Raw genomic sequence first — 26,969 nt, 5'->3', positions numbered from 1 at the left:
GATTGAATGGGCTGCAAAGCCCGTTCAATCCGAGCGAAGCGAGTGGGAGCAAAACGGGTTCCGGACGTGGAGCTGGCAATCCGGTGAAGTCCCGGATTGTCGGCGAAACAAACGGAATCCGTATAAGAGTTTCCACGTCTGCTGGAGTCCTGTGCCACATGACGTCATGACGGCACAGGGAAGGGGGAACGTCGGTCAGCACGTCATTTTTCCCGTTGCCCTTTGGAGGGGATTTCTGGCCGTGACAGGCTCTTCTCCGCCTGAACAGCCCGGAAACGAGCGCCTGGCGATCGAAGAACGAGAAGGCGGGAGCAGCTGGATGTCGCGTGGTGCGGGGCGGAGGGAACAGAAACGCGCAGACTGCTGTACTGACCGATGGAAACCTGTGTACGGCCATGGTCGTCAGCGTCCTGGCGCGCAGCTCGTGCCGCGTGGGAACTCCTGTTCCCACAGCTCTGCTCGGCTCACAAACATGTGATACGGGTTCCGTTTGTTTCGCCGACAATCCGGGACTCCACCGGATTGCCAGCTCCACGTCCGGAACCCGTTTTGCTCCCACTCGCTTCGCTCGGACCCAGCGGGCTTTGCAGCCCATTCAATCGGAGTCCGTATGAGTCGACCGATCAGGCGTCGGAATGCGCCAGCAGGGAGGCGCGAAGGTCAGCGCCGAAACCGGGTCGTTCCCGCCGCAGAATCTCCAGCACGCGCCAGTGGCCCAGCGTGTCGAGATGGACTAGGTCACCGGGCGCGGGGGTTCGGGTGTGCCAGCGTAGCGTTATGATGACGGTGGAGCCGTCTGCGATCAGGTCCGCGAGGTGCTCGTCCGGTAACCGCAGGATGCGCATGGGGACCACTATGCCGGACCAAATCCAACAATGTGTCAGCTGCGGCCTGGCGATCTGAATCTCCTGCCTGCGCAGGCCGTGAGGACACCGCAGTCTCTGCACTAGGATGGGTCGCATGGGGTCTGTACCAGCACACCGTCAGTACCGTGACCTGCGCGCCCTGGCGCTGCAGGGCGACGAAAAAGCCGTTCACCAGTTGCGTAAGCTGGCGCGCACGGCTGAAACGCACGCCCGGGTCGGAGAACTGCGGAAACGGGAACGGCGCGCCTGGCAGGAAGTGCGCCGCGCAGCGTCGGCGCTGCGCGACCATGACGTCACGGGTCCGTTGGTCCAGCAGGCGCTGCGGACTATGGACGTTCCGGAAGAGGAGGTGCAGGCCTTCGCCCAAGCCTGGTCTGCGCGGCGCGTCAAGCTGCTGGGGGAACTCACCCTCCCCGAACGGGTGCCCAGGTTGCCGGAAGCTCCGGGCCGCAAGCGCTGGGAGCGGTTCCTGGCGGTCGAGGCGGCCCGCGTTCAGGCGACGGTGCCGCCCCGCGACGGTCGGGTGCGGGCAGAGGAGTGGCATGACTGGCGCAAAGCCCTGAAACGGTACCGGGCGGTGCTGGGATTACGCCAGCGGTCGCCGGAGGCGCTGGTGACGTTGCTGAATTTGCTGGGCGAGGCGCAGGACGCGCAGACACTCTTGGAGTTGGCCGGGCGTGAACCGCTGCTGGCGGCGTACCGGCCCGGATTGGTCCGCGCCGCGCAGGTGCAGCGGCGGCTGGCACGTCAAGCAGCGTGGCAGCAATGGGGAAGCCTGGCCGAGGAACTGCCCTAAGGTGCCTGGGGCGGGCTCACCTGGCGACTCCAGGGTGGTGCGGTCGGGCGGCGCTCCCGCCTCTGCCGCGGGCAGACCGGCTGACTTCAGCGCTATGAAATGGTGCCTGCCCGCCTTGTCCGGTCAGGCTGTCGCTCCTGAATGGGAATGAGCTTCTGCCCGCAGGTGCCGGACGGTGAGGGGATGGCGCGCCGGCCGTGGCCTCTTCTGCGGGCGCGCCGCGCGGCCCTGGTCAGCTGCGCTGTCCTGCTCATGGGGGCGGTCCTGGGTGGGTGCGCACCGCTCCCCGGCACGGGCGGAAGTCCGGACGGTGGAGGAGTGGACGCCGCGACGGGCGCCGGGCCGCTCGGGGACGGCGCGCGGCTGCTGGCGTGGCAGGCGCCGGAGCGGGAGCCGGGACCGCGCGTCCTGACCACCGCTGAACGCGAGGCGATCACGGACGCGTACCTGCGCGGCCCGCGCGAGATGGCGTTCGCGGCCGGCACCGGGCAGCCGGGCGGGCTGCGGGACCTGTTTCAGGGCGCGGCGCTGCTGGACGCGCAGGACGTCGCGCGGGGCGGGGCCGCGCCAGTCGGCTGGGCGCACGCGCCGACACTGCACTTCTACGCGCCGGACGGAGCGACCGTGTCGTTCACGGACCGCTTCACGTACGCCACGCCCCGGCCCGACCCGGACGCCGCGCCGCGCGTCGCCCGGCGGGAACTGGACGTCGTGATGGAACTCGGAGACGGCAACTGGCGCGTGCATCACTGGCGGGTCCTGCGGGACGAACCGCTGCCGGCCGCGCCGCCCCCCGAGCAGCCCGCCCCATACCGCGCCGCGCGGGCCGCGCCGGACTGGCTGCAGCGCCCGGCCGACACGCTGCGGCGCGACGTGTCGGCCGTGACGGAACTGGGGCTGGACACCCTGATCGTGCCGCTGGCGGGCGGCGCGGCCGGGCCGCTGAACACCGGCCGCGCCGGGCAGACCGGACGGGCACTGAACGTCCTGCTGGAGGCCGCCGCCGCCCGGAACGTGACGGTCCTGCTCGACCTTCAGGTCGCGGCGCTGGACCCGGCGGGCCTGCGGGACCTGCACGCCGCGCTCGGCGCGGAAGCCGAGGGAAATCCCGCCTCGGTTGGGGCGCGGCTGGGCGGCGTGATCCTCTCCCCTGCCCGCTCGCCGTCGGCGGCGCAGCTGGGCGCGTGGCGGCAGACGGTCCGGGCGCGCTTCCCGGCGCTGCCGGTCGGGTACCGCGCGCCCGGCGGCTCGGCCGACGCGACCGTGACCCGGCAGGTGGATTTCGTGGCGGGCAGCGCGGACGCCCCGGTCTTCCGCGAGCGCCGCGCGCCGCTGGGCCGCCTGGGGGACGCGCGGCGCGGCTGGCAGCTGCGGGCGTTCCTGACCCGCCCCGGTCCGCTGGAGGCCGGCGTGCTCGGCCCGGACGGCGGCCGCGAGGGGCGGGGCGCGCTGCTCACGGCGGACGGGTCGTTCACGCCGCTCGCCCGCTGGGCGGACCCGGCCCGCCCGCCCCCCGGTCCCGGCGCGTGGCTGCTGGGCTGGGCGGCGGACCTGTGGACCCTCCCGGCGGGACTGCTGCTCGGGCACGCACTGCGGCTGGCCCTCTTGAGATCGGGCCTCTGGCGATCGGGCCTGCGCCGGGTGCGCGCACGGCGCGGGTAAGGACGAGCCGGACGGCCGTATCAGCGTCCCGGTGCGAGCAGGCGTTGCGCGGCGGGGGTGGGCTGGTCGTCCGGGCCGAACAGGTCGTCCAGGGGCAGCAGCCAGCCGCCCTGCCACGCGGCCAGGGTCAGGGCCGGTCCGCGCCGGTCCGGGCGGCCCGGCAGCGGCAGGCGCGGCGCGGGGGGCGCGGTCAGGAGCACCTGCGGCGCGGCGGGACCGGGGGCGGGCGCACGCAACTGCGCGGACAGCAGGGCGTTCAGGTCGGGCAGGTCCGGCAGGGCGGCCTCGCTGCCGGTCGTCTGGGCCAGCAGCGGGAGGGTCGGGTGGGTCAGGCGCAGGGCCAGCAGCGCGGCGCGGCTGCCGGGATCGTCCGCGCGGACCGGCCCGGTGAGCAGGGCGGCGGCGCCGCGGGCGTGTTCTGCGACGGCCGCGCGGACCGGCACGCTCTCCAGGGTCAACGGCGCGCTGAAGGCGACGGCGGCGGGCCGGGCGGCGGCGCGCAGGCGGGTCAGGGCGGCGCGCAGCGCGCCGAGTTGCTCGCGGGTGGGTTGCGCGGCGAGCGGCAGCACCAGCGGGCGCAGGTCGTGGCGCGCCGCGAGCGTCAGGGTGGCCTGCCAGCGGGCCGGGGTCCAGTCGGTCCAGTCGGCGGGGAGGGTCACGGCCCGCCAGGACCGCACGGGCAGCGCCGGGGGGGCGCGCAGGTCGGGGCGGGTGTCGGCGAGCAGCGTGACGTCGGTGGTGCGCCACACGCCGCTCTGTTCGCGCAGCGTGACCTGCGCGTCGCGCCGCGTGACGCGCAGGTCCGTCCAGCCGTCCGGGCCGGGCAGCGCGCGGGCGGTCCAGTACCGGACCTGCAACCGCCAGCCGCCGGCCGGGTCCGGGCCGAGCAGGCGGGCGCGGTGGTTCCAGTCGAGCAGCAGCGGGTGGCGTTCCTGGCGGGTCACGGCGAGCGCGCCGCTCAGGGCGTTCCCGGCGAGGCGTCCGCCCAGGCCGCTGGGGTCGCCGGAGCGGGCGGCGTACGTGAGTTCCGAGTGACCCAGCAGGTACGCCTGCCGCAGGTCCTCGAGGGTCACGCCGTCCGGGCGGGGCGTGCCGGGCGCGGCGGGCAGCCAGCGCAGCGGCGGGGCCGCCTCGGGCCGCCGGGCGAGGTTCAGGGCGCTCGCCTGACTGGAGGCGCGGCTGGCGCGTTCCAGCCCGCGGGCCGCGACGACCAGCGCCAGCAGTCCGCCCAGCAGCGCGCCCAGCAGCAGCGTCACGAACGCCGCGCGTTTCAGGACGGTCAGGCGGCTCACGGCCACGGCAGCCTCTCCTCGGCGCCCGCCACGCTCAGGCGCAGCGTGACCGCGCCGGTCAGGGCGGGAACGCGGGCGCGGGCCACGCCCTGGGCGGTCGTGACCTGCGCGGTCCACAGGACCCGGCCGCTGCGGTTCAGGGCCTGCAGGGTGACGGGCGTGCCGTCGTCCGGGTACGCACCGGTCGTCCAGCGCAGAGGCCCGACCTGCAGGTCCGGCCCGGCCCACAGGACCGGCGGGCGGCGGCCGAGCAGCGCGGGCCGGACAGCGGCGTCCGTGGCGGCCTGCCAGTTGCCGGCGCGGGCCTGCAGGCGGTACGGGCCGGGGACGTCCGGCGTGAGCTGCCAGGACGCCTCGCCGTTCACGGTGACGCGCGTGGCGCTCAGGCGCGCGCCGTCCGGGCCGGCGGCGCTCAGGAGGACGGGAGTGCCGTCCGGGGCGGGCGTGCCGTCGGCGCGGCGCAGCGTGACCTGCACGGCCCAGGGTTCCCGCAGGCCCAGGCGGACCGTGGCGGGCGTGACGCTCAGGCGGCCGGTCAGTGGGGCGGGGGCAGTGGCGGTAGCGGGCGTGGTCGCCGTGGTGGTGGCCGGGCGGGAGGCGGGCAGGGTCAGGGCCGCGCGGGCCAGGGTGGTCGGGTTGCCGGCGCCGGGCGGGGCGTGCAGGGTCGCCTCGCAGCGGCGGGCGTCCGGGCGGGGCCAGCGGGTCACGGCGGCAGCCTCCGGTCCGGACGCCGGGGGCAGGGTGCCCTCCCAGACGAGCGGTCCGGCGAAGGTGTCGCACACGACCTGCCAGCGCGCGCCGGCCGGGCCGCTGGCGCGCAGCTGCACGGCGGCTCCGTCGGCGTGCAGGGTCAGCGAGGCGGGCACAAGTGAGGCGGGCACAGAGGCAGCCTGGGCGGCGGACGCCGGCGGGTCGCTGGCCGGGCGGCAGGCGACGAACGCCAGCGCCACGAGCGGGACGCACAGTGGGACGCACCGCCGCCGGGCGGGGGGGGTCACGGTTCCTCCCGGCGGAAGGCGTCGGCGTACAGCGCCGAGCCGGTCAGCGGCCCTGACCGGCCGCCGGGCAGCAGCACGCGGTACCCGGCGGGCAGGACGCGGCCCAGCGGGGCGCTGCGGGACTGGTTGGGCGGCACGGCCTCCATCAGGAAGGTCTGCGTGACCCACGCGACGCCGGCCGGGTCGTTCAGGGCGCGCAGGACGTTCGTGATGGTCGCCTCGGCCGCGCCGCCGTTCTCGACGCGCACCGCGTCGCCCTGCGACCACACGTTCAGGCTGCGGTCCAGGCCGCGCGCCGTCACCCAGCCCTGCGCGCGGACCGTGAACGACCGGACCTCGCCGGGGCGGACGGTCATGCCGGGGCCGTCGAAGGTCACGCGGAACGGCGTGCGTTCCCCCGGCAGCAGCCAGTGCAGGGCGTGCGTGCCGGCGGTGTTGCGGGCCAGTTCGGTGCCGGCGGAGTCCAGCACGCCGGCGGTGATGTCCACGGCGGCGGGTTGCGTCCCGGCGTTCACGGCCTCCCCGACGACCGCCAGCCGCTCCGGTTCGCCGCTCTGCGGGCGGAACGCGACCAGCCGGGCGCCCAGGACCTGCACGGGGACCGGCATGTCGGCCGGGGTGGCGGCGCGGGTCAGGGTGGGCACCGGCCGGAAACGGCGCGGCGGGCGGACCGTCAGTTGCGGCTGGGCGCTCAGGCGCCACCCGGCGTCGGTGAGGCGCAGGTCCTGCCAGAGGGTTTCCTCGATGTTCCCGAAGGCCGTGAACCACGTCAGGTGCACCTGCGCGGTCGCGGTCGTGCCGGGGCGGTCGCGGTCGCCGGGCGGGGCGCTGTACGTGACGGACCGCACGTCCAGCCGGTCGAGTTTCGCGTACCCGGTGCGCAGGCCGCCCACGACGGACAGGTCCAGCTGCCAACGTTCCTCGGTCAGGCCGGCCTGCGGGTCGATCAGGCGGTAGGCGTCCCCGAAGCGTTTGAAGTCCACGGCGTCCCAGTAGGCCAGCACGGTCGCTTCCGGGCTGGGCGCGGGGCGCAGGCGCGCGGCGGTCACGGCCGCCCCGGCCAGCAGGGCCGCGAGCAGCAGCGCGCTGTTCAGCAGTCGCCGGGAGCGGCGCTGGCGGGGGGCGCGCAGGCGGGCGGTGCGCCACGCCCGGAACGGCAGTCGCCGCACCCAGCTGTCCCACCAGTGCCCGGCGCTGGGGGGCGGATCCAGACTGTCCTCGGCCAGCGCCCTGACCCACGGCCAGCGGGAACGGCGGGGCCGGGGGGGCGCGGCGGGCAGCGGGACCAGCAGGGTCAGGAGCGCCCCGGCGGCGGCGCCGCTGGGCAGCAGCGCCCACATCAGCCGCTGCCAGACCGGCAGTTCCCGGCGTGGCAGTCTCGGTTGCAGCGGCGGGATGCCCGGCTGTTCCCACACGACGATGCCGCCTTTCAGGGTGCCCAGGCGCGACCAGCCCAGGGCGTGCAGGGCCGGGTCGTAGAAGGCGTCGTTGGACAGCACGAAGCGCAGGTTGTAGCGGGCGGGGGTGGTCAGGAACTGCGTGAGGCTGCCCAGGCCCGGCACGCCGGTGTACTTGGCGCCCTCGAGCCGCTCGACGGGTGTGGCGGTCAGTTCCGGCAGGCGCCGCGCCGAGTGGTAGTTCCCGTCGGGCGTGGTGACGCGGGTGTTCGCGCTGAGCCACGCCATCTGATCCCCGAAGCCCAGCACCATGTAGCGGTAGCGGTCCCGGCCGCCGGATTCCAGGAACCGGACGATGGGGGCCACGTCGATGAACGCCGGCTGGAAGCGCCGGTAGTACGTCAGGGCGCTCACCAGGCACGAGAGGGTCACGGCGGCCGTGACGAGCCCCAGGCCCAGCAGGTGATGCACGCGCGCGCCCAGGCGGGCCTGCACGAACACCCGCCACGCGCCGTGCCGCCAGGATTCGATGACCAGTCCGGCCAGCGGCATCATGAGCATCACGGCCCAGAACGTGAAGCGGTCCAGGGTGAGGATGTCGAACGCGCCGCGCAGCAGCAGTTTCGGCAGGGGCGTGGTGCCGCCCGTGCCCAGCAGCGACAGCAGCAGGATGCTCGCCAGGATCGGCCAGCGCGGCAGGCCCCGGTGGCTGTTCAGGCCGCGCCGGGCGGCGTCCCAGTACAGCGGCAGCAGCGTCGCCCACGGCACCAGCCAGAACATGAACCCGAAGTCGGTGCGGATCAGGAAGTTCGCGCGGCTGCCGTGCGGGATGGACACCTGCGTGATCGGGTCGCTGCGGCTCCACAGCCAGTACGGCAGCACGACCATGACGAGCGCCGTGATGGCCAGCGCGCCGTACAGCGCGCCGCGGTACACGCGCGGCAGCACGCGGTACACGCGGCGGCGCAGGTGCTGCCAGCCGCCCCGCCCGGCGTTCTCGCCCGCGCGGGGGCGGCTGGCGCCCTGAAGCACCACGGCCAGCAGGACCGGCGCGATGAAGAACACGCTGCCGAACAGCGTGGTGACGTGGTGCGCGGCGGTCGTGGCGGCCGTGAACGCCGCGGCGCGCAGCAGCAGGGTCCGCTGGCCGGTCTGCACGTACCGCGCGGCGTACGGGATGGCGTTCAGCAGCAGGCCCAGGCTGAGGGTGGTGGGCAGCTGCCCGAAGACGTGCACGGTCTCGGCGATGGCGCTCGAGAGGGTCAGGAGGACCGCGCCGTACCCGGCGGCGCGCGCCGTGACGAACACCTTCCCGAAGCGGTACATGCCGACCGTCAGGCCGATCAGGGCCAGCAGCTGCGTGAGGGCGAAAGCACCCATCAGGCCGAACACCAGGCTCAGCAGCGCGATCAGGTAGTGGCTGAGCGGCGGGTACGACGTGAGCGAGAAGCCGGTGTACCAGCCGCTCTCCCAGGGGTCGAAGAACGACCGCGCGTAGTGCGCGCCGAAGTACACGTGGATCAGCGCGTCGTAGGTGCGCGTGAACGAGCCGCTGATCAGCTGCGCGCCGTGCAGGACGATCACGATCAGCAGCGCGAAGGCCAGCAGGCGGCCGCCGGCGCGGTCGTCGTCCGCGCCGTCCAGGGTCGCGCCGGGAATCACCAGGGATGGCGGGCGGGCCGGGTCGGGCGGGGCAGCGGGGCGGACATGGGGGCGGGCATGGGCGTCCGGGCGGGGGGGGCGCCGGGGCCAGAGGAACGGGCGGGCGCGGGTCACCGGGCGGGGCTCCGGGTCAGGAGGGCTGCCCGGCCATGAACACGGCGTCCAGCAGCTCGTAGCGGCTGAAGGGTTTGCTGAGGAACGAGCGCGCGCCGAGCGTCATGGCCCGCTCGCGCAGGCGGTCCTCGCCGGAGCTCGTCAGGACGATCACGGGCGGCGCGTCCGGCACGCCGTGCAGCACGCGCAGCAGTTCCAGGCCGCTGTCGCCGGGCAGGAACAGGTCCGTGACGATCACGTCCACGCTGCCCAGGTCGAGTTCCTCCAGGGCTTCCTCGACGCTGCCGACCTCGATGGGTTTGTGGCCGCCCTGCTGCAGGATGTGCCGGATCAGCAGGCGCATGCCCGGCGCGTCCTCGACGATCAGGACGTGCTTGGACGGCACCTGACCGAACAGCGTGACGTTGGCCGGCTGGTGCGAGGTCACCGGGCCGCTCCGTCCGGCGGCAGCGCGAAGGCCCGGTCGAGCATCGTCAGGGACAGCAGTTCGCGCACGGAGGGACTCGCGGCGCTCAGGCGCAGGGCGCGGCCCTCGCGGCGGCGGTCCTTGAGAGCGCCGACCAGGGCGGCCAGGGCGCTGGAGTCCATGAACGGCACGCCGCTCAGGTCCAGGCTCAGGTCGCCGGGCGTGTCGGCGGCGTGCTGGGCGAGCACGGCGCGCAGCTCGGCGGAGTTCTGGGCGTCCAGGCGGCCGGCGAGGTTCAGGTGGGGGCCATCGGCGTTGTGACTGAGTGACATGACAGGCAGGGGATCCTTTGAGGGCGAGGAGGAAGCGGGGTCGGGCGTCAGGAACTGGACGCCGGTGGTGAGGCGGGCGCCGGGGCGCGCAGGCGCAGGGTCTGGCGGTTGCAGCCTCCCTTTCTCGCATAATGCCACTCGCGCGCGCAGCGGCGCACGATCAGCAGCCCGTAGCCGTGTTCGCGCAGTTCGCCCGCCTCGCGCTCGTCGGCGCGGGTGGGGTCGAAGGGCGCGCCGTCGTCGGTGAGGGTCAGCAGCAGGTCGTCGCCGCTGGCGTGCAGGCGCAGGTCCACGCGGGTGGCGCCGCCGTGGCGCACGGCGTTCACGACGAGTTCCGTGACGGCCAGCTCGGCCGGCATGAGCGCCGGGTGGTCAGGCGGGAGCGCCTCGCGCAGCGCCTCGCCCACCTGCGGCAGCGCGGCCAGGTCGCCGGGCAGCCGGCGGTGGACGCCCGGCGCGGCCGGGTCGCGGTGCAGGGTCAGCAGGGTCAGGTCGTCCGTGACGGTGTAGTCGCCCAGGGCGCGCAGGGCCCCGGCGTTGAAGTCGCCGGGCGCGGCGGTGGACGCCAGGGCGTTCAGGCGGTCCAGGCCGAAGGGCGCGCCGCTGGCGTCCTCGGCCTCGAACAGGCCGTCGCTGTACATCAGCAGCGCGTCGCCCGGATGCAGCCACACCCGTTCGAGGTCCACGTGCAGCAGCGGGAACGTCCCGATGGGCGGGGCGGTCGCGCGGATCTCCTCGAGGCTGCCGTCGGCGCGGCGCACCAGCACCGGCGGGTGCCCGACGTTCAGGACGCGCAGCGCGCCGTCCGGGCGGACCTGCACGGCCGCCAGGGTGCAGAACGCCCCGGAGCGTTCCAGGTGGTCGTGCAGCGCCTCGATCAGCGCGTCGTTCAGGGCGGCGCTGCGGACCGCGACCGTGAAGGACGTGGCGAACATCGCGGTGATGATCGCGGCCGGCAGGCCCTTGCCGCTCACGTCGCCCACCACCACCCAGTCGCGTTCCTGGAACTGGAAGTCCCCGCCGAAGTCACTGGCGGGCTGGCTGTGCAGGTTCAGCTGGTAGCCGGCGGGGCTGACCAGCGTCTCGGGCGCCACGGCCCGCCAGACCGCCTGCGCCTGCTGCCGGTCACGCTGCTGCAGCGCGTGCCGCTCGGCCTCGCGGCGGGCGCGCTGCGCCTCGAGGGCCGCGTCGAGCAGCCGGGCGAGCGTCTCGATCAGGCTGCGTTCCCCCGCCTGGAACTGCCGTTTGCCCCACATGGCCACGTGTCCGTCCACGCAGGGGATCAGCAGGACGGCGGTGGGCCGCCAGGCGTCCACGAAGGGCGCGCCGGTGTGCATCGCGCCGGTCGGGAGGACCGTCGGGCGGCGCGGGGCGGGCCGGTCGCGCAGCCAGCCGGGCACGCCGCCGATCCACTGCCCGCCGAGTTTCAGGGCGGCGCGCGGCGTGTTGATCAGCGTGGCGGCCTCCTGCACGAGTTCGGCGGCCTGCGCCTCGCTGGCCAGCGCCAGCGCCTGCGGGATCAGGCGGTGCAGGAACACCAGCTGATCGCTGAGGTCCGCGACCTGCTCGAGCAGTTCCGTGAACAGCGCGGCCTGCGGGTCGTCCTGACCGCCGGCCGTGAGGGCAGGCACGCTCACCGCCGGGCCTCAGGCGGTCCGGATGGGCAGCACGGCGTACAGGCCCGTGATTTCCATGGCCAGACGCACGGCGTCCTGCACGTTCACGATCTCCACGCTGGCCGCCTGCTCGCGCGCCGAGCGCACCAGTTTCACCAGGGCCGCCAGGCCGCTGGAGTCCATGAAGGTCACGCCCGCGAGGTCCAGGGTGGTGTGCGGCGCGAGCGGCTGCGCGGCGCCCAGAAACGCCGGGACCTGATGCGCGTCTAGCCGGCCGCTGAGGTGGATGGAGCGGGCGGCGTCGGTGCCGCGCTGTTCGATGTTCAGGTCGACGGGGGGACGGTTCATGCCTGGGCCTCCTGGGCGGTGGGGATGGGCGCGCGGCCCGTGAGTTCCTCGAGGTGAAGCAGGTACCAGTCTGCCACGTCCGCGAGCGGAAGTCCGGCGGCGACGCGCCAGTTCGACTCGCCGAGCGCGGCGGCCTGCCGGGGGTCGCCCAGCACGCGCCACAGGGCGTCCGCGAGGCTGTCCGGGTCCTCGGGCGTGAAGAACTCGGCGCGGTAGCCTTCCTCCTCGATCAGGTCCGCGAGGTCCCCGATGCGGGGCATGACGGCGGCCCGGCCGAACTCGCCGGCCTGGTGCAGCACGCCGCTGCTGCCGGTCGTGGCGCTGTACGGGAACGCGACGACCGTGCAGTCGCTGAACACGTTCGGGACGTCCTCCTCGGCGACGTACCCGGTGAAAGTCACGTTCGGGACGTCCGCGCAGGCGCGGCGCACGCCGTCGAGGTAGCCGGGCGCGTTGGGCGTGTCGCTCCCGGCTATGATCAGGCGGGTGCGGGGGTCACGCAGCAGCAGGCGGCGGTGCGCGTCGATCAGGACTTCCACGCGTTTGTACGTGCCGAACTTCCCGAAGGTCATGACGGTCGGCACGTCCGGGAACGGCCGGGGCGGCTGCGGCACCTGGAAGGTCCCGTGCGGCGCGAGGAACACGTTGCGGGCGCCGTAGCTGGCGCGCAGCAGTTTCACGTAGCGGGGCATGGTGGTCGCCACGAGGTTCGAGCCGAGCAGCGCCCGCGTGAACACCCGCCCGAACGCGCGGGTGACGGCCGTCTTGACGGGGTTCCCGCCGAAGCCGGCGCGGTCGAGATCCACCGTCTCGAACAGGTTGTGCAGCAGCGTGACGCTGGGCGTGCCGGTCAGGCGTGCGAGCAGCGGGGTCAGCAGGCCGAGCGCGGCGGGCACGCGGCGGTCCCCGAAGCTGGCCATCTGCAGGTTGAAGATCACGGCGTCCGGGCGGGCGCGGCGCAGCGCCAGCAGGATGCGCGCGGCACTCAGCGGGTCGTTGAACTCCCAGATGCGCTGGACGTTCGGGGCGTCCTGCGCAGCCAGTTCCGGGCTGAGGCGGTCGGCCAGGACGGTCACGCGGCGCACCTCGCCCTTCTCGCCCAGCACCCGCGCGAGGTGCAGGCCGTACTCGTTCAGGCTGCGGCGGCCCGGCGGGTACGCGGTCACCATGGCCAGGTGCATGGGGTCGCCCGGCGCGCGCCGGGGGCGGGCGTGCAGGCGGCGCAGGGCCAGCATGTCGCGCAGGAACTTCACGGAGTCGCGCAGCGGGTCGACCTTGCTGTCCGGGGCGTCCACCCAGCGGACCGGGACTTCCGTGACGCGCAGCCCGTCGCGCGCGGCGAGGTACAGCAGTTCGAGGTCGAAGGAGAACCCGTCCAGGCGGCTGCGGCTGAACAGGTCGCGGGCGACCTCGCCGCGCAGCAGTTTGAACCCGCACTGGGTGTCCTCGGCCTTCACGCCGGTCAGGGCGCGCGTGACGCGGCGCAGGCCTCCGGACACCGCGCGCCGGACCGGGCTCTTGCCGCTCTCCTCGGCGCCCTCGGCGGCGCGCGATCCGATGGCGATGTGCGCGCCGGCCCGCACGGCCGCGATCAGGCGCGGCAGTTCCTCGATGGGCGTGCTGTTGTCGGCGTCCGCGAACAGCACCAGTTCCCCGCGCGAGGCGCGCACGCCCCGCCGGACCGCGCCGCCCTTGCCGGTGTTCGCGTGCCGGATGACCCGCAGGTTCGCCCAGCCGAGGCTCTCGACGAGGTCGGCGGTGCCGTCGCGGCTGCCGTCGTCACTGACGATCAGTTCCCAGGGTTCCCCGGCGCCGCTGACGGTCACGGCGAAGGCCGCCAGGGTCGGCAGGATCCGTTCGGATTCGTTGTAGGCGGGAATGACGATGCTCAGCGTGACCCGGTCGAGGGTCTGGGCGCGCCACTGTTCAAAGGCGGGGTAGGACATGAGGGAACCTCCGTGTGGTGGGGCGAAGAACGAGAGCGGCCGTGAGGATCAGGGTGGCCTTGCCCGCCAGGGCGGCCAGGGCGAGGTGGGAGGGTTCGGGCGTCACGAGGAGCGCGCAGGCGAGCGTCGCGAGGTTGGCCATGAGGTACGCGCCGCCCACGCGCCACAGCGCGCCGCTCCCGGCGGACGCCAGGACGTGGTTCAGGGCGGTCCCGGCGAGCGCGAGGACCAGCGCGCCCGCCGCGGTCAGCGGCAGCAGTGGGGCCGCGCCGGCCAGCCCGGACCCGAAGGCCAGCTGCGCGCTCCAGGCGGGCGCCAGGGCCAGCAGCGCCGCCGGGAGGCCCGCGACGACCAGCGTGGCGGCCAGCGCCGCGCCCAGCAGCGGCCCCGTGCGCTCCCCGGCCGCCACGCGGCGCGCCACGACCGGGAACGCCGCGACCTGCACGGCCCACCCGGCGAAGAACACCACGCGCGCCAGCGTGGCGGCCCCCGCGTACGCGCCGGCCGGGTCGGGGCTCAGGAGCGCGCCGGCCAGCAGCACGTCCCCGTACAGCAGGGCGCTCTGGGCGGCCGCGACGACCGTCAGGGCGACCGTGCCGCCGGACTGGCGGCCCGCTGGGACCTGCCCCGCCGCAGGGGGTTCGGCCCGCGGGGGCCGCACGACCGGCAGCGCCAGCAGCAGTCCGGCGAGCGTGGCGATCACCGGGGCGGCCGGGCCGGGCAGCGCGGCCAGCAGCGGCAGGGTCAGGGCGACCTTCGCGCCGTGCTCGACCATCAGGCTCCAGCCGAACGCGGCGGCCCGGCCGTCCCGCTGGGCCGCGCCGCGCCACGCGCCCAGCAGCACCAGGGCCGGGACGGTCAGCGCGAAGCCCGCCACCCACACGGCCGGAATGCCGGTGCGCGGCCCGATCAGCGGCGCGAGCAGCAGCAGCGCCGCCCCGCCGATCAGGCCGGTGCGCAGCGCGGCGCGGGTGTTCGCGCCGTGCGCGTGGCGGGCCGTGGCCTGCTGGAACGCGACGGGCAGCGCGGCCGTCAGCATGAACAGGGACGTGAACGCCGCGAACGCCGCGTAGTCCGGCAGGTTCAGCCACCGCCCGAGCAGCAGGGTGAACGCGTAGTTCAGGGCGCTGCTGCCCAGCACGGCCAGCAGGCTCAACGCACCCTGAACAGATTCAGTCCGGCTCCTCATGAGCTTCATGCTGACCGGGTGAACCTTACGCGCCTCTTTCAGTCGGGGCGGGTGGTGCCAGGATTCTCACGGGCAGGGCGCGCAGGCGACCTTCATGAAGACAGTGCGGACGCTCAGCTGGCGGTGCGGGGGCGGTCCATGACACGGTCACGGCCGGCGTCCTTGGCGGCGTACAGGCGCTCGTCGGCCAGCGCCAGCAGCTCCGGCACGCTGCGCACCTCGGACGCCAGGGCCAGTCCGGCACTGACGGTCACGGGCGGCAGGCCCAGCACCCGGTACTCCCGGACCGCGTCCACGATCCGGTGCACGGCCGCGCGGGCGTCCGGCGGGTCACGTCCGGTCAGGATCAGCAGGAATTCCTCGCCGCCCCAGCGCACGGCGGCGTCCTGCGGGGCGAGATGCGACTGCAGCAGCTCCGCGAGCGCGGTCAGCACCTCGTCGCCCCGGTGGTGGCCCAGGCTGTCGTTCACGCGTTTGAAGTGGTCGATGTCCACCAGCACCGCCGCCAGCTGCCCGGGGCGGGTGCCGGTGGCGCCGAACAGGACGTCGAGCTTCTCGCGGCCCGAACGGCGGTTGAGCAGGCCCGTCAGCGGGTCCGTGAACGCCAGGGCGGCCAGGGCGTCGCTGCGCAGGTGGGCGCGGTACAGCGTCTGCCCGTGCGCGCTGAGAAACCAGATCAGCACGGCGGCGAACCCGGTCATCAGCAGGCCCGGCACGTCCACGCTCCGCTCGCCGCTCACCGGACCCCACAGCAGCAGGTAGCCGACCAGGGTCAGCAGGGCCGCCCAGACGGCACGCAACCACGCAAACGAGAACAGCGTGACCATCAGGAACCCCACCAGCAGGGTGGCGGACAGCGTCTCGCCACGCAGGTACAGCGCCACGGAGCTCAGCAGCCACAGCTGACCGGACCCGATCAGGATCAGCTGAAAGTGGTGCGTGGACACGCGCGGCCACAGGGCCAGCCCCACCAGCAGCACGTTGAAGGCCGTGCCCAGGCGGGCCTGCACGGTCAGACCCGGCAGTCCGGCCGTCTGGGCGTACCCGGCGACGCCGGCCTGCACCAGCGCGGCCAGCAGCGCCATGCCGACGTACAACCGCCGCAGGTGCTGCTCGCGTTCCCGGTGTGGCGCCGCAGTGACCTGAGGTCCGAACACTCCATTAAGGTACGTTCATTTCCCACGAGGCTTCTTGACCTGACGTTCATTTACCGGGCGCAGGACACCTCCCCCAGCGGACGCCCCGCTTCACTCGGTCTTGCTGTGATGGGCCCCCTCGGGAGCGCCGATGGACACCGACTTCACGTTCACGAACTGCAGGATGCCGTGCCGGCCGAGTTCCCGCCCGAAGCCGCTGTTCTTCACGCCGCCGAACGGAAGGCGCGGGTCGCTCGCCACCATCGAGTTGATGAACACCGACCCGGCCTCCAGGTCGGCGATGAAGCGCCCGCGCTCGGCGGGGTCGTTCGTCCAGGCGCTGCTGCCCAGCCCGAAGGACGTGCTGTTCGCCAGTTCCACTGCCCCGTCGAGGCTGTCCACCCGGAAGATCAGCGCGACCGGCCCGAAGGTCTCCTGCGTCCAGACGTCCATGTCGGGGGTCAGCCGGTCGAGCGCGGTGACCGGGTAGTAGTTCCCGGCGCCGTCCGGGACCTGCCCGCCCGTGCGGACGCGCGCGCCCTTGCTCACGGCGTCCTGCACCTGCGCGTGGATGTCCTCACGGATCTGCGGCGTGGCAAGCGGGCCAACGTCGGTGCCCTCCAGTTCCGGGTTCCCGACCTTCAGGGCGCTCAGGCCCGCGACGAACGCGTCCGTGAAGGCGTCGTACACGTCCGCATGCACGATGAACCGCTTGGCGGCGATGCAGCTCTGGCCGTTGTTGATGGTACGGGCCGTCACGGCCGTCTTCGCCGCGAGTTCGATGTCGGCGCTCGGCATCACGATGAACGGGTCCGAGCCGCCCAGTTCCATCACGGCGGGCTTGAGTTCCCCACCGGCGGTGGCGGACACGGCCCGCCCGGCCCCCTCGGACCCGGTCAGGCTCACGGCGGTCACGCGCGGGTCCTTCAGGACGGCCTCCACGTCGCGGCTGCCGATCAGCAGGGTCGTGAACACGCCCGCCGGGAAGCCCGCCTCGCGCAGCACGTCCTCGATCGCCAGGGCGCAGCCCGGCACGTTGCTGGCGTGCTTGAGCAGCCCGGTGTTCCCGGCCATCAGGGTCGGCGCGATGAACCGGAACGCCTGCCAGTACGGGAAGTTCCACGGCATCACGGCCAGCACCACGCCGAGGGGCTGGTACGTCACGAACGCCTCGTCCGCCCCGGTCTTCACGGGTTCGGACGCCAGGAACGCCCCGGCGTGCTCGGCGTAGTACCGGCAGGCCGAGGCGCACTTCAGGACTTCCTGCCGCGCGGCTTCCAGGGTCTTGCCCATCTCGCGCGTGGCGAGCAGGGCCAGTTCGTCGACGCGGCGTTCCAGGATGTCGGCGGCGGCGTTCATCCACTCGCTGCGCTGCTCGAAGCTGGTCCGGCGGTACGTCCCGTAGGCGGCGTGGGCGGCCGCGACCGCCGCCTGCACCTGCTCGGTGGTGTGGTCCTCGTAGGTGGCGAAAGTCTCGCCGGTGGCCGGATTGACGCTCTGCATACCTGTTGTTCTAGTCCGCGCGGCCCGCCCGTCACTGTGAGCCACGCGGTGATGAGCAGGGTCTTAAGGTCCGGTGACGGTGACAGCCCCGGTGGGTGCCGGACTGTCCGGGGCGGCGGGGCCGGTACTGATCAGCGGCGGCCGGAACCCGCGCAGGCGCAGGGCGTTGCTCAGGACGAACACGCTGGACAGGCCCATGGCGGCCGCCGCCAGGACCGGGTTCAGGCGCAGGCCCAGGGCGGGTTCGAGCACGCCGGCGGCGACCGGGATCAGCAGGACGTTGTACGCGAAGGCCCAGAACAGGTTCCCGCGGATGTTGTTCAGGGTGGCGCGGCTCAGGGCGACGGCGTTCGGGACACCGCGCAGGTCGCCGGACATCAGGATCACGCCGGCCGTCTCGGCGGCGACGTCGGTGCCGGTGCCGATGGCGACGCCCACGTCCGCCTGCGCCAGGGCGGGGGCGTCGTTGATGCCGTCCCCGACGAACGCGACGCGACGCCCGCCCGCCTGGAGTTCCTTCACGGCGGCACTTTTCTGGGCGGGGTGCACCTCGGCGCGGACGTCGGTGATGCCGAGTTGCCGGGCGACGGCCTGCGCGGTGCGGGCGTGGTCGCCGGTCACCATCACGACCTGCTGGCCGCTGGCCTGCATGAACTGCACCGCTTCGAGGCTGCCGGGTTTGATGGGGTCGGCCACGGCGAGCGCGGCGATGAGGTGGCCGTCCACGGCGGCGTACAGCGGCGTGCGGCCCAGGTCGGCCAGGGCGCCGGCCTGTTCGCTCAGCGGCGTGACGTCCAGGCCCAGGCGGGTCATCAGGCGGTCGCTGCCGACCTGCACGCGCCGCCCGTCCACGGTCGCCTCGATGCCCTCGCCGGGCAGGGCGCGGAAGTCCTGGGCGTCGGGGAGGGTCAGGCCGTCGGCGCGCGCGGCGTTCACGATGGCCTGCGCGACCGGGTGTTCGCTGCCGCGTTCGGCGGCGGCGACCAGGGTCAGGGTGGCGGCGCGGTCCTGCGGGCCGGTCAGGATCAGGTCCGTCAGTTCCGGGCGGCCCAGGGTGAGGGTGCCGGTCTTGTCGAGGGCGATCACGTCGGCGCGGTGCAGGGCCTCGAGGGCCGCGCCGCTCCTGAACAGCACGCCCAGGCTGGCGGCGCGGCCGGTGCCGACCATGACGCTGGTGGGCGTGGCGAGGCCCATGGCGCACGGGCAGGCGATGATCAGCACGGCGACCGTGTTCACGAGCGCGTGGCTTAGTCCCTGCGGGCCGCCCAGGATCAGCCAGGTCAGGAAGGTGAGCGCCGCGACGACCAGCACGGCCGGGACGAACACGGCGACCACGCGGTCCGCGAGGCCCTGGATGGGCGGCCGGCTGGCCTGCGCGTCCTCGACCAGCCGGGTGATGCGGGCCAGGGCGGTGTCCGCGCCGACGTGCGTGGCGCGGAAGGTCAGGGCGCCCGTGCCGTTCACGGTGCCGCCGGTCACGGCCGCGCCCGCCGCCTTGCGCACGGGGATGCTCTCGCCGGTCAGCATGCTCTCGTCCACCCAGGAGTCCCCGCTCTGCACCTCTCCGTCCACCGGGACGCGCTCGCCGGGCCGCACGAGGATCAGGTCGCCGGGCTGCACGTCGGCGGTGGGAATGTCGGTGTCCTGCCCGCCCCGGATCACGCGGGCGGTGGTGGGTTGCAGGCGCAGCAGGGCGGTCATGGCGGCGCTGCTGCGGCCCTTGGCGCGGGCCTCGAGGACCTTGCCGAGCAGGATCAGGGTGATGACGACGGCGCTCGCCTCGAAGTACACGTGCGCGGTCCCGGCGGGGAACAGGCCCGGCGCGAGCGTGACGAGCAGCGAGTACAGGTACGCGGCGCCCGTGCCGATCATGACCAGGGTGTTCATGTCGGGACTGCGGTGGCGCAGCGCGGCCCAGCCCAGGCGCAGGAAGCGGCGGCCGGGGCCGAACTGCACGGGCGTGGCGAGCAGCAGCATCAGGACGTTCAGGCCGCGTTCGCCGATCAGGCCGGTCAGGGTCATGTGCAGCGGCATCCAGAGCATGGGGACCATGGCGATCAGCATCAGCGGCGCGGCGAAGGCGGCGCTGACGCGCAGATCGCGTTCCAGGGTGCGTTCGTGTTCGTCGCGGGCGGCCTGTTCCAGCGCGGCGCGGTCGGCCGTGCCGGTCGTGCCGGCGGACGGGACGGTCAGGACACTGTACCCGGCCTGTTCGACGGCGGCCCTGAGGTCGGCGGGCGTGGCGGCGCCGGGCAGGTACGTGACGTGGGCGCGTTCGGTGGCGAGGTTTACGCTGGCGTCCAGCACGCCGGGCAGGCGGTTCAGGGCGCGTTCGACGCGGGCGGTGCAGGCGGCGCAGGTCATGCCCTGCACGCTGAGTTCCGCGCGGGCGCTCAGGGGTTCGTAGCCCAGGTCGCGGACGCGGGCGCTGAGGTCGCGCAGGTTGGTACGGGCCGGGTCGAAGGTGATGTGGGCGCGTTCGGTGGCGAGGTTCACGTCGGCGCGTGCCACGCCGGGCGTGGCGTTCAGGCCCCGTTCGACGCGGGCCGAGCAGTTCGCGCAGGTCATGCCCTGCACAGTGAATTCGGCCGTCTGCGTGCTGGTGGGGTTGGGCGCGGTGGGGGGTACGGGCTGACTCACGGAAGGCTCCTCGGAAGCGGGCGGGTAGGGGGGGGGTTCGGAGGCGACCTGCGGGCCACGCGGATACCCTCCCCAGGGGGGTATGACGCCAGCATAGTCCGACCCGTCCGGGCCTGCAAGCCGGAACGGGCGGGGCGTCCAGCGCGCGCGACCGACCGTCCACCATGAAGCCCGTCGGCGCGCGAACTGACCGTGTCGGTTTTTTCACGTCTGGGCGTGCACGGATGAGCGTTTCCTGAACAGTCCGACCTCCGCTGCCAGCGCCTGCCGCCTGAACGCCAGTGGTCCGGAAGGCGGCCCGGCGGGAAAGCGGACAACCCCGTTGCGCCCCCCCACCGGGCCGCAGTCAGTCACGGTCAAAACAATTTGACAGGCCCCCAGGGGGGGGATACCATCAGGCCATGAAGACCGAACTGACTGTCACCGGCATGACCTGCGGGCACTGCCAGAAAGCCGTCCAGCAGGCCCTGGCCCAGGTTCCCGGCGTGGAGCAAGCCGAGGTGGACCTCGCGCGCGGCCTCGCCACCGTGACCGGCACCGCCGAACTGCCGGCCCTGATCGCCGCCGTCACCGAGGAAGGGTACGCCGCCAGCCCCACGCACGGCGCCTGAGATGACCGTCCGCGCCGCCCGCCGCAAACCGGCCGCCGACAGCGCGCCCGCCGCCGCGCAGGAAGGGGCGTGCCACACGGCCCCCAACCACCTGTGCATGCCGGAAGACGCCCGGAAACGCGCCTCCCGGCGCCTGAGCATCGCGCGCGGTCACCTCGACTCGATCGTGCGGATGCTCGACGATCCGGACGCGTACTGCGTGGACGTGCTGCGGCAGATCAAGGCGGTGCAGGGCGCACTGTCCGGCGCGGGCGAGGTGGTGCTGCGCGGGCACCTCGAGGCGCACGTCGCGACGGCCAGCACGCGCGGCGACAGCGTGGAGATCGTCGAGGAACTCATGGAAGCCCTCAAGTACACCTGAGCCGGACTCCGATTGAAGGGGCTGCAAAGACCCTTTAATCCGAGCGAAGCGACTCGTAGAGCTGCCCTGCAGAGAAGGAGAGAAACGCCCCCCGGACGTGGAGCTGGCAATCCGGTGAAGTTCCGGATTGTCAGCGAAACAGACGGAATCCGTATGATCCATTCCCGGACCTCCGCATCAGTCCGGCAGCCGGAACTGCGAGGCCGGGACGGGCCGTCCCAGCAGGTAGCCCTGCAGGATGTCACCGCCGACCTCCTCGATGAACGCGGCCTGTTCGGGCGTCTCGATGCCTTCGGTCGTGACGTGCAGGTCCAGGGCGTGCGCGAGCAGCATGACGGCCTGGATGACCTTCTCGGGCGTGCCGTGCGGGTCGCCGGTCACGCCCTGCAGGAAGGACCGGTCGATCTTCAGCGAGGTGAGCGGAAAGCGGTTGAGGTAACTGAGGCTGCTGTAGCCGGTGCCGAAGTCGTCCAGGGACAGCCGGACACCCAGCGCCCGCAGGTGGCGCAGGGTCGCCTCGGCGTCCGGGACGTTCATCAGGACGCTTTCCGTGATCTCCAGGACCACGCAGGAGCCCGGCAGGCCGTGGGTGATCAGGGCCGCCTGGACGGACTGCACCAGCTGCGGATTCCAGAACTGACGGGGGCTGAGGTTCACGCCCATCTGCAGGTCCGGGTGAAGGGTGCGCCACTGCGCCAGTTGACGGCACGCCTCGTTCAGGACCCACGCGCCGATGGGGAGGATCAACCCGGTGTTCTCGGCCAGCGGAATGAACTCGGCGGGCGATACCAGGCCGAGGCGCGGGTGACGCCAGCGGCACAGCGCTTCCGCGCCGACCAGTTCGCGGGTGCCGGCGCGGAACAGCGGCTGGTAATGCAGTTCGAGTTCACCGCGGTCCAGCGCGTGGTGAAGGTCCGTTTCGAGGCTAACCCGGCCGGGTTGCAGGGCAGCGGCGGCCGGATCGAACGCCGCCACGCCGCCGCCGGTGCGTTTGGCGCGGTACATGGCGAGGTCCGCGGCGCTGAGGAGCGTCTCGGCGTCCGTGCCGTGTTCGGGCGTGAGCGCCAGGCCCAGGCTGGCCGTGACGAACAGTTCCTGTTCCCTGACCCGGAAGGGCGCCTGGAAGCAGGTGTTCAGGAGTTTCTCCATGCCTCTGCGGAACACGCCTGCCTCACTGGTGAACGGGAGGATCAGCGTGAATTCGTCGCCGCCCATGCGGGCGATCACATCGGACGGACGGAAGGTGCGGCGCAGGCGCTGCGCCACCTGTCGCAGCAACTCGTCACCGGCGCTGTGGCCCAGCGTATCGTTGATGATCTTGAAGCGGTTGAGGTCCAGCAGACCCACCGCGAGCCGCTCGCCGGTGTGACTGCTGCGGTTCAGGGCCTGCGTCAGGTACTCGAGGTACAGCGCCCGGTTCGGAAGGCCCGTGAGACTGTCGTACATGGCGAGCCGCTGCATCCGGGTCTGCGCCAGCGCGCGTTCGATCAGCAGCGAGGCCAGTCCGGTCAGGTCCTGCAGGGCCGCGAGTTCCGCCGCGGTGGGCGTGCGGGCCTCGCGGCTGAACACCGTGAACACGCCCAGCGGCTGCTCGTCCGCGCGGCTGGACAGGACCGGCAGGGTCCACATGGCGTGCACGCCGCTGGCCAGGAGTGCGGCCCGCGCGCCGCGGTGCAGGGTGACCTCCTCACTGCGGATGTCGCCCACCATCAGGGGTTGCCGGGTGCGGATGACGGTGGCGGACACACCGTCGTCCCGGCGCAGGTCCACCTGCGCGACGCCCTCGTGCGCGGAGGCTCTGACGGCGTCCGTGTCGGAGTTCACGCTGGCGCGCATGCTCAGCAGGTGTCCGTCACGCAGCCACGCCGTGACGATCAGGTCACCGAGATCCAGTCGGATCAGGCGGCACAGGCCGTTGAGCAGGTCGTCCACGGGGCGGCCGGCGGCGGCCATCTCGAGCAGTTCGCGCCGCGTGCGGTCACGGCGTTCGCGCTGCACCTCCTGCGTCACGTCGCGCTGAACGCTGACCCAGTGGGTGAACCACCCGCGGGCGTCCGCGACCGGCACGATGCTCAGGTGCACCCAGATGGGCGTGCCGTCCTTGCGGTAGTTCTGCACCATCTCGTCGACCGGAGTCCATGACAGCAGGTTCGCGCGGATGCGGTCCAGCACGGCCCGGTCGGAGTCCGGCCCCTGCAGGATGCGGGGCGTGCGTCCGAGGATGTCCTCCGGGGCGTAGCCGGTCATGCGGGTGAAGGCGGCGTTCACGTAGACCACGCGCGGCCCGTCCCCGGTCACCGGTTCGGCGTCGGAGATCATCACGGCCTCGCGGGCGTGCACGGCCACCGATTCGAGCAGGCGCAGGCGTTCCTCTTCCTGTCGGCGTTGCGTCACGTCGCGCAGAGTGACGGTCAGGCCGCCCGGCCCGGGGTAGAGGCGCGCGTCGAGCCACGCTCCCTGCGGGGCGTTCAGCTCCGCGCCCTGTCGCTCGCCGGAGTTCAGTGCGGCACGCAGGACGGTCAGGAATGCCCCGCCGAACATCCACGCGGCCTGCTCGGTCAGTTCCGCGTGGGTCCGTTGACCTTCCGGCAGTCCCAGCAGGCGCTGCGCGGCCGGGTTCAGGTACAGCAGATTCAGGTCGTGATCCAGGCTGAGCAGGGCGTCGTCGACGCTGCCGAGCGCCGCCTGCATCCGCTCGCGCGAGACGGTCAGTTCCCGTTGCAGGCGGTACTTCTCGATGGCGCGTTCCAGGTCGCGCAGCAGCCCCGGGCCGCTCAGGGTGGATTTCACCACGTAGTCCTGCGCGCCGGCGTTCAGGGCCTGCACCGCCACCTGTTCGTCCCCGACGCCGGTCAGCATGACGACCGCGCAGGCGGGCCGGGCTTCGGTCAGGACTTCCAGGCCGGTCATGTCCGGCAGGTTGAAGTCCAGCAGCACGCAGTCCGGCGGGTCGCGCCGCAGGCGTTCGACGGCGTCCGCTCCGACGCTCACGACCTCACACTGCACCTGCGGAGCCGCGCGCCGCAGCAGGTGCTGGTACGTCCAGGCGTCCTCCTCGCTGTCCTCGACGATCAGGACCCGCAACGGGCGCGCAGCGGGAAGAGGCGCAGCGGGAGAGGTCGCGGCGCGCAGGTGCTCCGTCATGCACCCATCATTCAACCCGAACTCTCACACTTCCGTCACTTCACGGCCGGGAGGCGGGCACCTCCGGCCGGTTGCCCGGCTGGCTGTGCACGCGGCTCAGGAACACCTCGACTACCTCCGGGTCCAGGCCCTGTCCGGCCTGCCGGGTCAGTTCACCGACGGCGTCCTGAACACTCCAGGCGGGCTTGTAGGGCCGGGCGCTGGTCAGGGCGTCGAACACGTCGCAGACGCTGAAGATGCGGGCCAGCAGCGGGATGGCCGATCCGCTCAGTCCGTCCGGGTAGCCGCGGCCGTCCCAGCGTTCGTGGTGGTGGCGGATCAGGGTCAGCGCCTGCGGACTGAGGCCCGGAATGTGCCGGGCGAGGTCCTCGCCGGCGACCGAGTGCGAGCGCATCAGCTTCCATTCCCGGTCGTCCAGCGGGCCGGGTTTGAGCAGCACCGCGTCCGGGATCTGCACCTTGCCCAGGTCATGCAGGTACGCCCCGTCCCGCAGCGCGGCGAGGTGCGCGTCGCTCAGACCCAGTTCGTGGCCGACAGCCAGGGCGAGATTCACGACCCGTTCGGTGTGGCCGTGCGTCTCGAAATCCCTCGCTTCCAGGGCGCGGCCCAGGGCGAGCAGGATGCCTTCGCGTCCGTCCTGGATGGACTGGATACGCTCGGCCCGTTCGATGGCCGTGACGCTCTGCGCGGTGAGGGTGCGCGCCAGTTGTGCGTCGTGCTCGCCGAAGGGCGGGTCGCGGATGACGACCAGCACGCCCAGCAGGCGGTCGTCGCTGAACATCGGGGCGAACAGCCCGGCCCGCCCACGGGTTTCGTGCCTGTACACCGCGCGGGGGTCCTGCCGGACGTCGTTGACGCGCATGACGTCCCGCGCGGTCAGGGCCAGCCACGTCAGGCCCTGACCGCGCGCGAGCCGCACGTGACGGACCGTTTCGGCAAAACCGTACGGGCTGCTGGCGATCAGGCTGTCGGTGCCGGGGTCGTAGCGCATGTACACGGCCTGCCGGGCTTCGAGCAGCACGTGCGACATGGAGTTCATGGCGGCGATGACGGCCGGCATGTCCCGCGCGTCGCGCAGGGCGCCGGTGATCTGCACGAGCGCTTCGAGTTCACGGGTGCGGCGGCTCTCGCGGGCGCGGCGGGCGCGGCCGGCCAGCAGCCGGGCAATCTGCGCGGCGACCTCCACGGCCAGTTCCTGCGCGGCCGCGTCGAAGGCCACGCCGGACGTGAAGCGGTCCAGGTTCAGGAATGCGATGACGTGCCCGTCGTCGGTGATGGGCACGCCCAGCGTCTCGCGGATGTCCCGGAGACGCCAGGCGTCGGGGTGGCGTTCGAGGTCGCTGTTCATGGCGACCTCGGTGGCGTGCTGCGCGGCCGTCTCGATCGCGTATCCGCGCAGGACGCGCGGCTGCCCGCTGACCCAGGCGACGTCGCTGAGAAGGTACCAGGCGCGCTGCGCGGCGGGGGGGCAGCGGTCGCCGAGCAGCGCGTCGTCGAAGCCGATCTGGGCGCGCATCACGAAGTCCCCCTCCTCGGCGACGTACAGGCTGCCGCCCTGCACGTCCGGCACGCTGTCGCAGGCGGCGCGCAGCAGCGCGGCCCATTCGTTCGGTCCGAAGTCCTGATCCTGCAGGAGGCCCAGGGTGCCGCGCAGCGCCTGCCAGGGGTCGCGGGACGCGGCCGGGGACGCGGCGGCCGGGGCCGGCGGGGCGGTCACGACGCGGTCGCGGCCGGCCTCCTTGGCGGCGTACAGGGCGTCGTCGGCGCGGCGGTGGGTGGCAGCGGGGTCGTCGCGCAGGCCGTGGCGGGCCAGTCCGCCGGAGAGGGTCAGTGGCGGGTGGGGGGGGTGCTGCCGGGCCGCGTCGCGGCAGCGGTCGGCGATCAGGCGGGCCTCGTCGGGCGAGGTGCGGGGCAGCAGCGCCGCGAATTCCTCACCGCCGATGCGGTACGCGGTGTCCTGGGGGCGCAGGGTGGCGCGCAGCGCGGCGGCCACGCGCTTGAGGGCGGCGTCCCCCTCGGCGTGCCCGTACTGGTCGTTCACGCGTTTGAAGTGGTCGAGGTCGAGGATCAGCAGGTGGTCGCCGTGCCCGACGCGGTCCAGGTCGTCGGTGAACTGCCGGCGGTTGTTCAGGCCGGTCAGGGCGTCGGTGTATGCCTGTTCACGGAAGGTGTACGAGGCGCTCAGGATCTTCAGGCGGCTGTGCAGGGCGACCATGATCAGGGTCAGGGCGCTGCACTGCAGCGCGACGGTCAGCAGCAGGTCCGCTGCGCCGGGCAGGGTGCCGTACACGGCGCCGGCCAGGTGCCCGCCCAGGAAGATCAGCGGCAGGGTCCACACCAACCGCGCGCCGGGCGGCAGGTCCACCCGGATGACGGGCCTCAGGAGGGTCGACACGAGCAGCACGCCGGCCGTCTGGAGGGCCACCTGGGTGGGATTCATGCCCGGCAGCAACGCCACGAGCAGGCACGGCAGGCCGTACAGCGGGCCGTAGCGCAGGGTCACGAGCGCGACGGCCACCAGGGACAGGCCGTACGCCTGACCGCTGGCCTGCGCGTGCAGCGCCAGGACCAGGGCGGCGCACAGCGCGAGGGTGGCGCGCAGCAGCCGGTCCGGCAGGGCGTGCGTGGGAGGCCAGACCTGATAGGTCTGACTGAGCGCGAATGCGAACAGCGCTGTGAGTCCGAGGTCGCTCAGCAGGGTGATCAGCACAGTGGGAGGGTCCTGCGGTTCAGTGGGAGAGGGTGCGGAGTGACGGGCAGGAGCGGTGGCCGTGGAGCGTCAGGGACTCTTGCAGGGTGATCAGCCGTGCGGCTGCGGGTGGTCGACGCCACGCCCGGGCGCGGTGTTCTTCCGGGGCTGGCTTCCGGGGCTGGTTCACTCGGAATGAACGGTGGAGCCGGGAGATTCAATCTGAGTCCGTTTCAGAATACGCTCCGGTGACTGGCGACC

The 26,969-nt window shown here is 73.1% G+C and carries 19 protein-coding genes; 4 read left to right on the top strand and 15 right to left on the bottom strand.

The window, feature by feature from the left end:
• Positions 1-623: 623 nt before the first annotated feature.
• Entirely contained in the window at positions 624-845 is a 222-nt protein-coding gene (locus BXU09_RS14970; protein WP_144012267.1) for a hypothetical protein, read from the bottom strand.
• Between the two features lie 115 nt (positions 846-960).
• On the opposite strand from BXU09_RS14970, the gene BXU09_RS14965 reads away from it, so the two are divergent.
• Positions 961-1,662: a CHAD domain-containing protein gene (locus BXU09_RS14965; RefSeq protein ID WP_078305151.1), complete on the top strand. Its 702-nt coding sequence runs from the start codon at positions 961-963 to the stop codon at positions 1,660-1,662.
• A gap of 318 nt (positions 1,663-1,980) precedes the next feature.
• Positions 1,981-3,324 (top strand): hypothetical protein, encoded by a 1,344-nt coding sequence (locus BXU09_RS14960; RefSeq protein ID WP_078305150.1) that lies wholly within the window; start codon positions 1,981-1,983, stop codon positions 3,322-3,324.
• A gap of 20 nt (positions 3,325-3,344) precedes the next feature.
• On the opposite strand, the gene BXU09_RS14955 is transcribed toward BXU09_RS14960, so the two are convergent.
• The 12 genes from BXU09_RS14955 to BXU09_RS14900 form a co-directional block, all read right to left on the bottom strand.
• A complete protein-coding gene (locus BXU09_RS14955) occupies positions 3,345-4,616 on the bottom strand; it encodes a hypothetical protein (RefSeq protein ID WP_144012266.1) in 1,272 nt (423 codons plus the stop codon).
• On the bottom strand, positions 4,613-5,614 hold the full coding sequence (locus BXU09_RS14950) for a hypothetical protein (protein ID WP_144012265.1): 1,002 nt from the start codon (positions 5,612-5,614) through the stop codon (positions 4,613-4,615). Before BXU09_RS14950 ends, BXU09_RS14955 begins: the two co-directional genes overlap by 4 nt.
• Positions 5,611-8,787: a hypothetical protein gene (locus BXU09_RS14945; RefSeq protein WP_144012264.1), complete on the bottom strand. Its 3,177-nt coding sequence runs from the start codon at positions 8,785-8,787 to the stop codon at positions 5,611-5,613. The genes BXU09_RS14950 and BXU09_RS14945 overlap by 4 nt, the downstream gene beginning before the upstream one ends.
• Before the next feature lie 16 nt (positions 8,788-8,803).
• Positions 8,804-9,214: a response regulator gene (locus BXU09_RS14940; RefSeq protein ID WP_078305146.1), complete on the bottom strand. Its 411-nt coding sequence runs from the start codon at positions 9,212-9,214 to the stop codon at positions 8,804-8,806.
• Positions 9,211-9,525, bottom strand: coding sequence for an STAS domain-containing protein (locus BXU09_RS14935; RefSeq protein WP_078305145.1), 315 nt, complete (start codon positions 9,523-9,525; stop codon positions 9,211-9,213). The genes BXU09_RS14940 and BXU09_RS14935 overlap by 4 nt, the downstream gene beginning before the upstream one ends.
• Positions 9,526-9,572: 47 nt before the next feature.
• Entirely contained in the window at positions 9,573-11,162 is a 1,590-nt protein-coding gene (locus BXU09_RS14930; RefSeq protein WP_078305144.1) for an ATP-binding SpoIIE family protein phosphatase, read from the bottom strand.
• A 9-nt stretch (positions 11,163-11,171) separates the two neighbouring features.
• The gene (locus BXU09_RS14925) at positions 11,172-11,489 is read right to left on the bottom strand and encodes an STAS domain-containing protein (protein ID WP_078305143.1); all 318 of its coding nucleotides are present in this window, start codon (positions 11,487-11,489) and stop codon (positions 11,172-11,174) included.
• Positions 11,486-13,435, bottom strand: coding sequence for a glycosyltransferase (locus BXU09_RS14920; RefSeq protein ID WP_078305142.1), 1,950 nt, complete (start codon positions 13,433-13,435; stop codon positions 11,486-11,488). Before BXU09_RS14920 ends, BXU09_RS14925 begins: the two co-directional genes overlap by 4 nt.
• Positions 13,416-14,624: a hypothetical protein gene (locus tag BXU09_RS14915; protein ID WP_144012263.1), complete on the bottom strand. Its 1,209-nt coding sequence runs from the start codon at positions 14,622-14,624 to the stop codon at positions 13,416-13,418. The genes BXU09_RS14920 and BXU09_RS14915 overlap by 20 nt, the downstream gene beginning before the upstream one ends.
• 113 nt (positions 14,625-14,737) lie before the next feature.
• Complete coding sequence (locus tag BXU09_RS14910; protein ID WP_078305140.1) at positions 14,738-15,781, bottom strand: GGDEF domain-containing protein; 1,044 nt, start codon at positions 15,779-15,781, stop codon at positions 14,738-14,740.
• A 90-nt stretch (positions 15,782-15,871) separates the two neighbouring features.
• Complete coding sequence (locus BXU09_RS14905) at positions 15,872-17,263, bottom strand: NAD-dependent succinate-semialdehyde dehydrogenase (RefSeq protein WP_078305139.1); 1,392 nt, start codon at positions 17,261-17,263, stop codon at positions 15,872-15,874.
• Positions 17,264-17,326: 63 nt separating this feature from the next.
• A complete protein-coding gene (locus tag BXU09_RS14900; protein WP_276205852.1) occupies positions 17,327-19,840 on the bottom strand; it encodes a heavy metal translocating P-type ATPase in 2,514 nt (837 codons plus the stop codon).
• Between the two features lie 464 nt (positions 19,841-20,304).
• Here BXU09_RS14900 and BXU09_RS14895 point away from each other — a divergent pair, with 464 nt between their 5' ends.
• Together BXU09_RS14895 and BXU09_RS14890 are read left to right on the top strand one after the other, a co-directional pair.
• A complete protein-coding gene (locus BXU09_RS14895; protein WP_078305138.1) occupies positions 20,305-20,514 on the top strand; it encodes a heavy metal-associated domain-containing protein in 210 nt (69 codons plus the stop codon).
• A 97-nt stretch (positions 20,515-20,611) separates the two neighbouring features.
• Positions 20,612-20,875 (top strand): metal-sensitive transcriptional regulator, encoded by a 264-nt coding sequence (locus BXU09_RS14890; protein WP_078305331.1) that lies wholly within the window; start codon positions 20,612-20,614, stop codon positions 20,873-20,875.
• A 177-nt stretch (positions 20,876-21,052) separates the two neighbouring features.
• On the opposite strand, the gene BXU09_RS14885 is transcribed toward BXU09_RS14890, so the two are convergent.
• On the bottom strand, positions 21,053-24,019 hold the full coding sequence (locus tag BXU09_RS14885) for an EAL domain-containing protein (RefSeq protein ID WP_078305137.1): 2,967 nt from the start codon (positions 24,017-24,019) through the stop codon (positions 21,053-21,055).
• A 40-nt stretch (positions 24,020-24,059) separates the two neighbouring features.
• Positions 24,060-26,729 (bottom strand): HD domain-containing phosphohydrolase, encoded by a 2,670-nt coding sequence (locus BXU09_RS14880; RefSeq protein WP_078305136.1) that lies wholly within the window; start codon positions 26,727-26,729, stop codon positions 24,060-24,062.
• Positions 26,730-26,969 lie beyond the last annotated feature (240 nt).

Source organism: Deinococcus sp. LM3 (genome assembly GCF_002017875.1).
Lineage (GTDB): Bacteria > Deinococcota > Deinococci > Deinococcales > Deinococcaceae > Deinococcus.
This window is presented reverse-complemented; position numbering and strand designations above follow the sequence as displayed.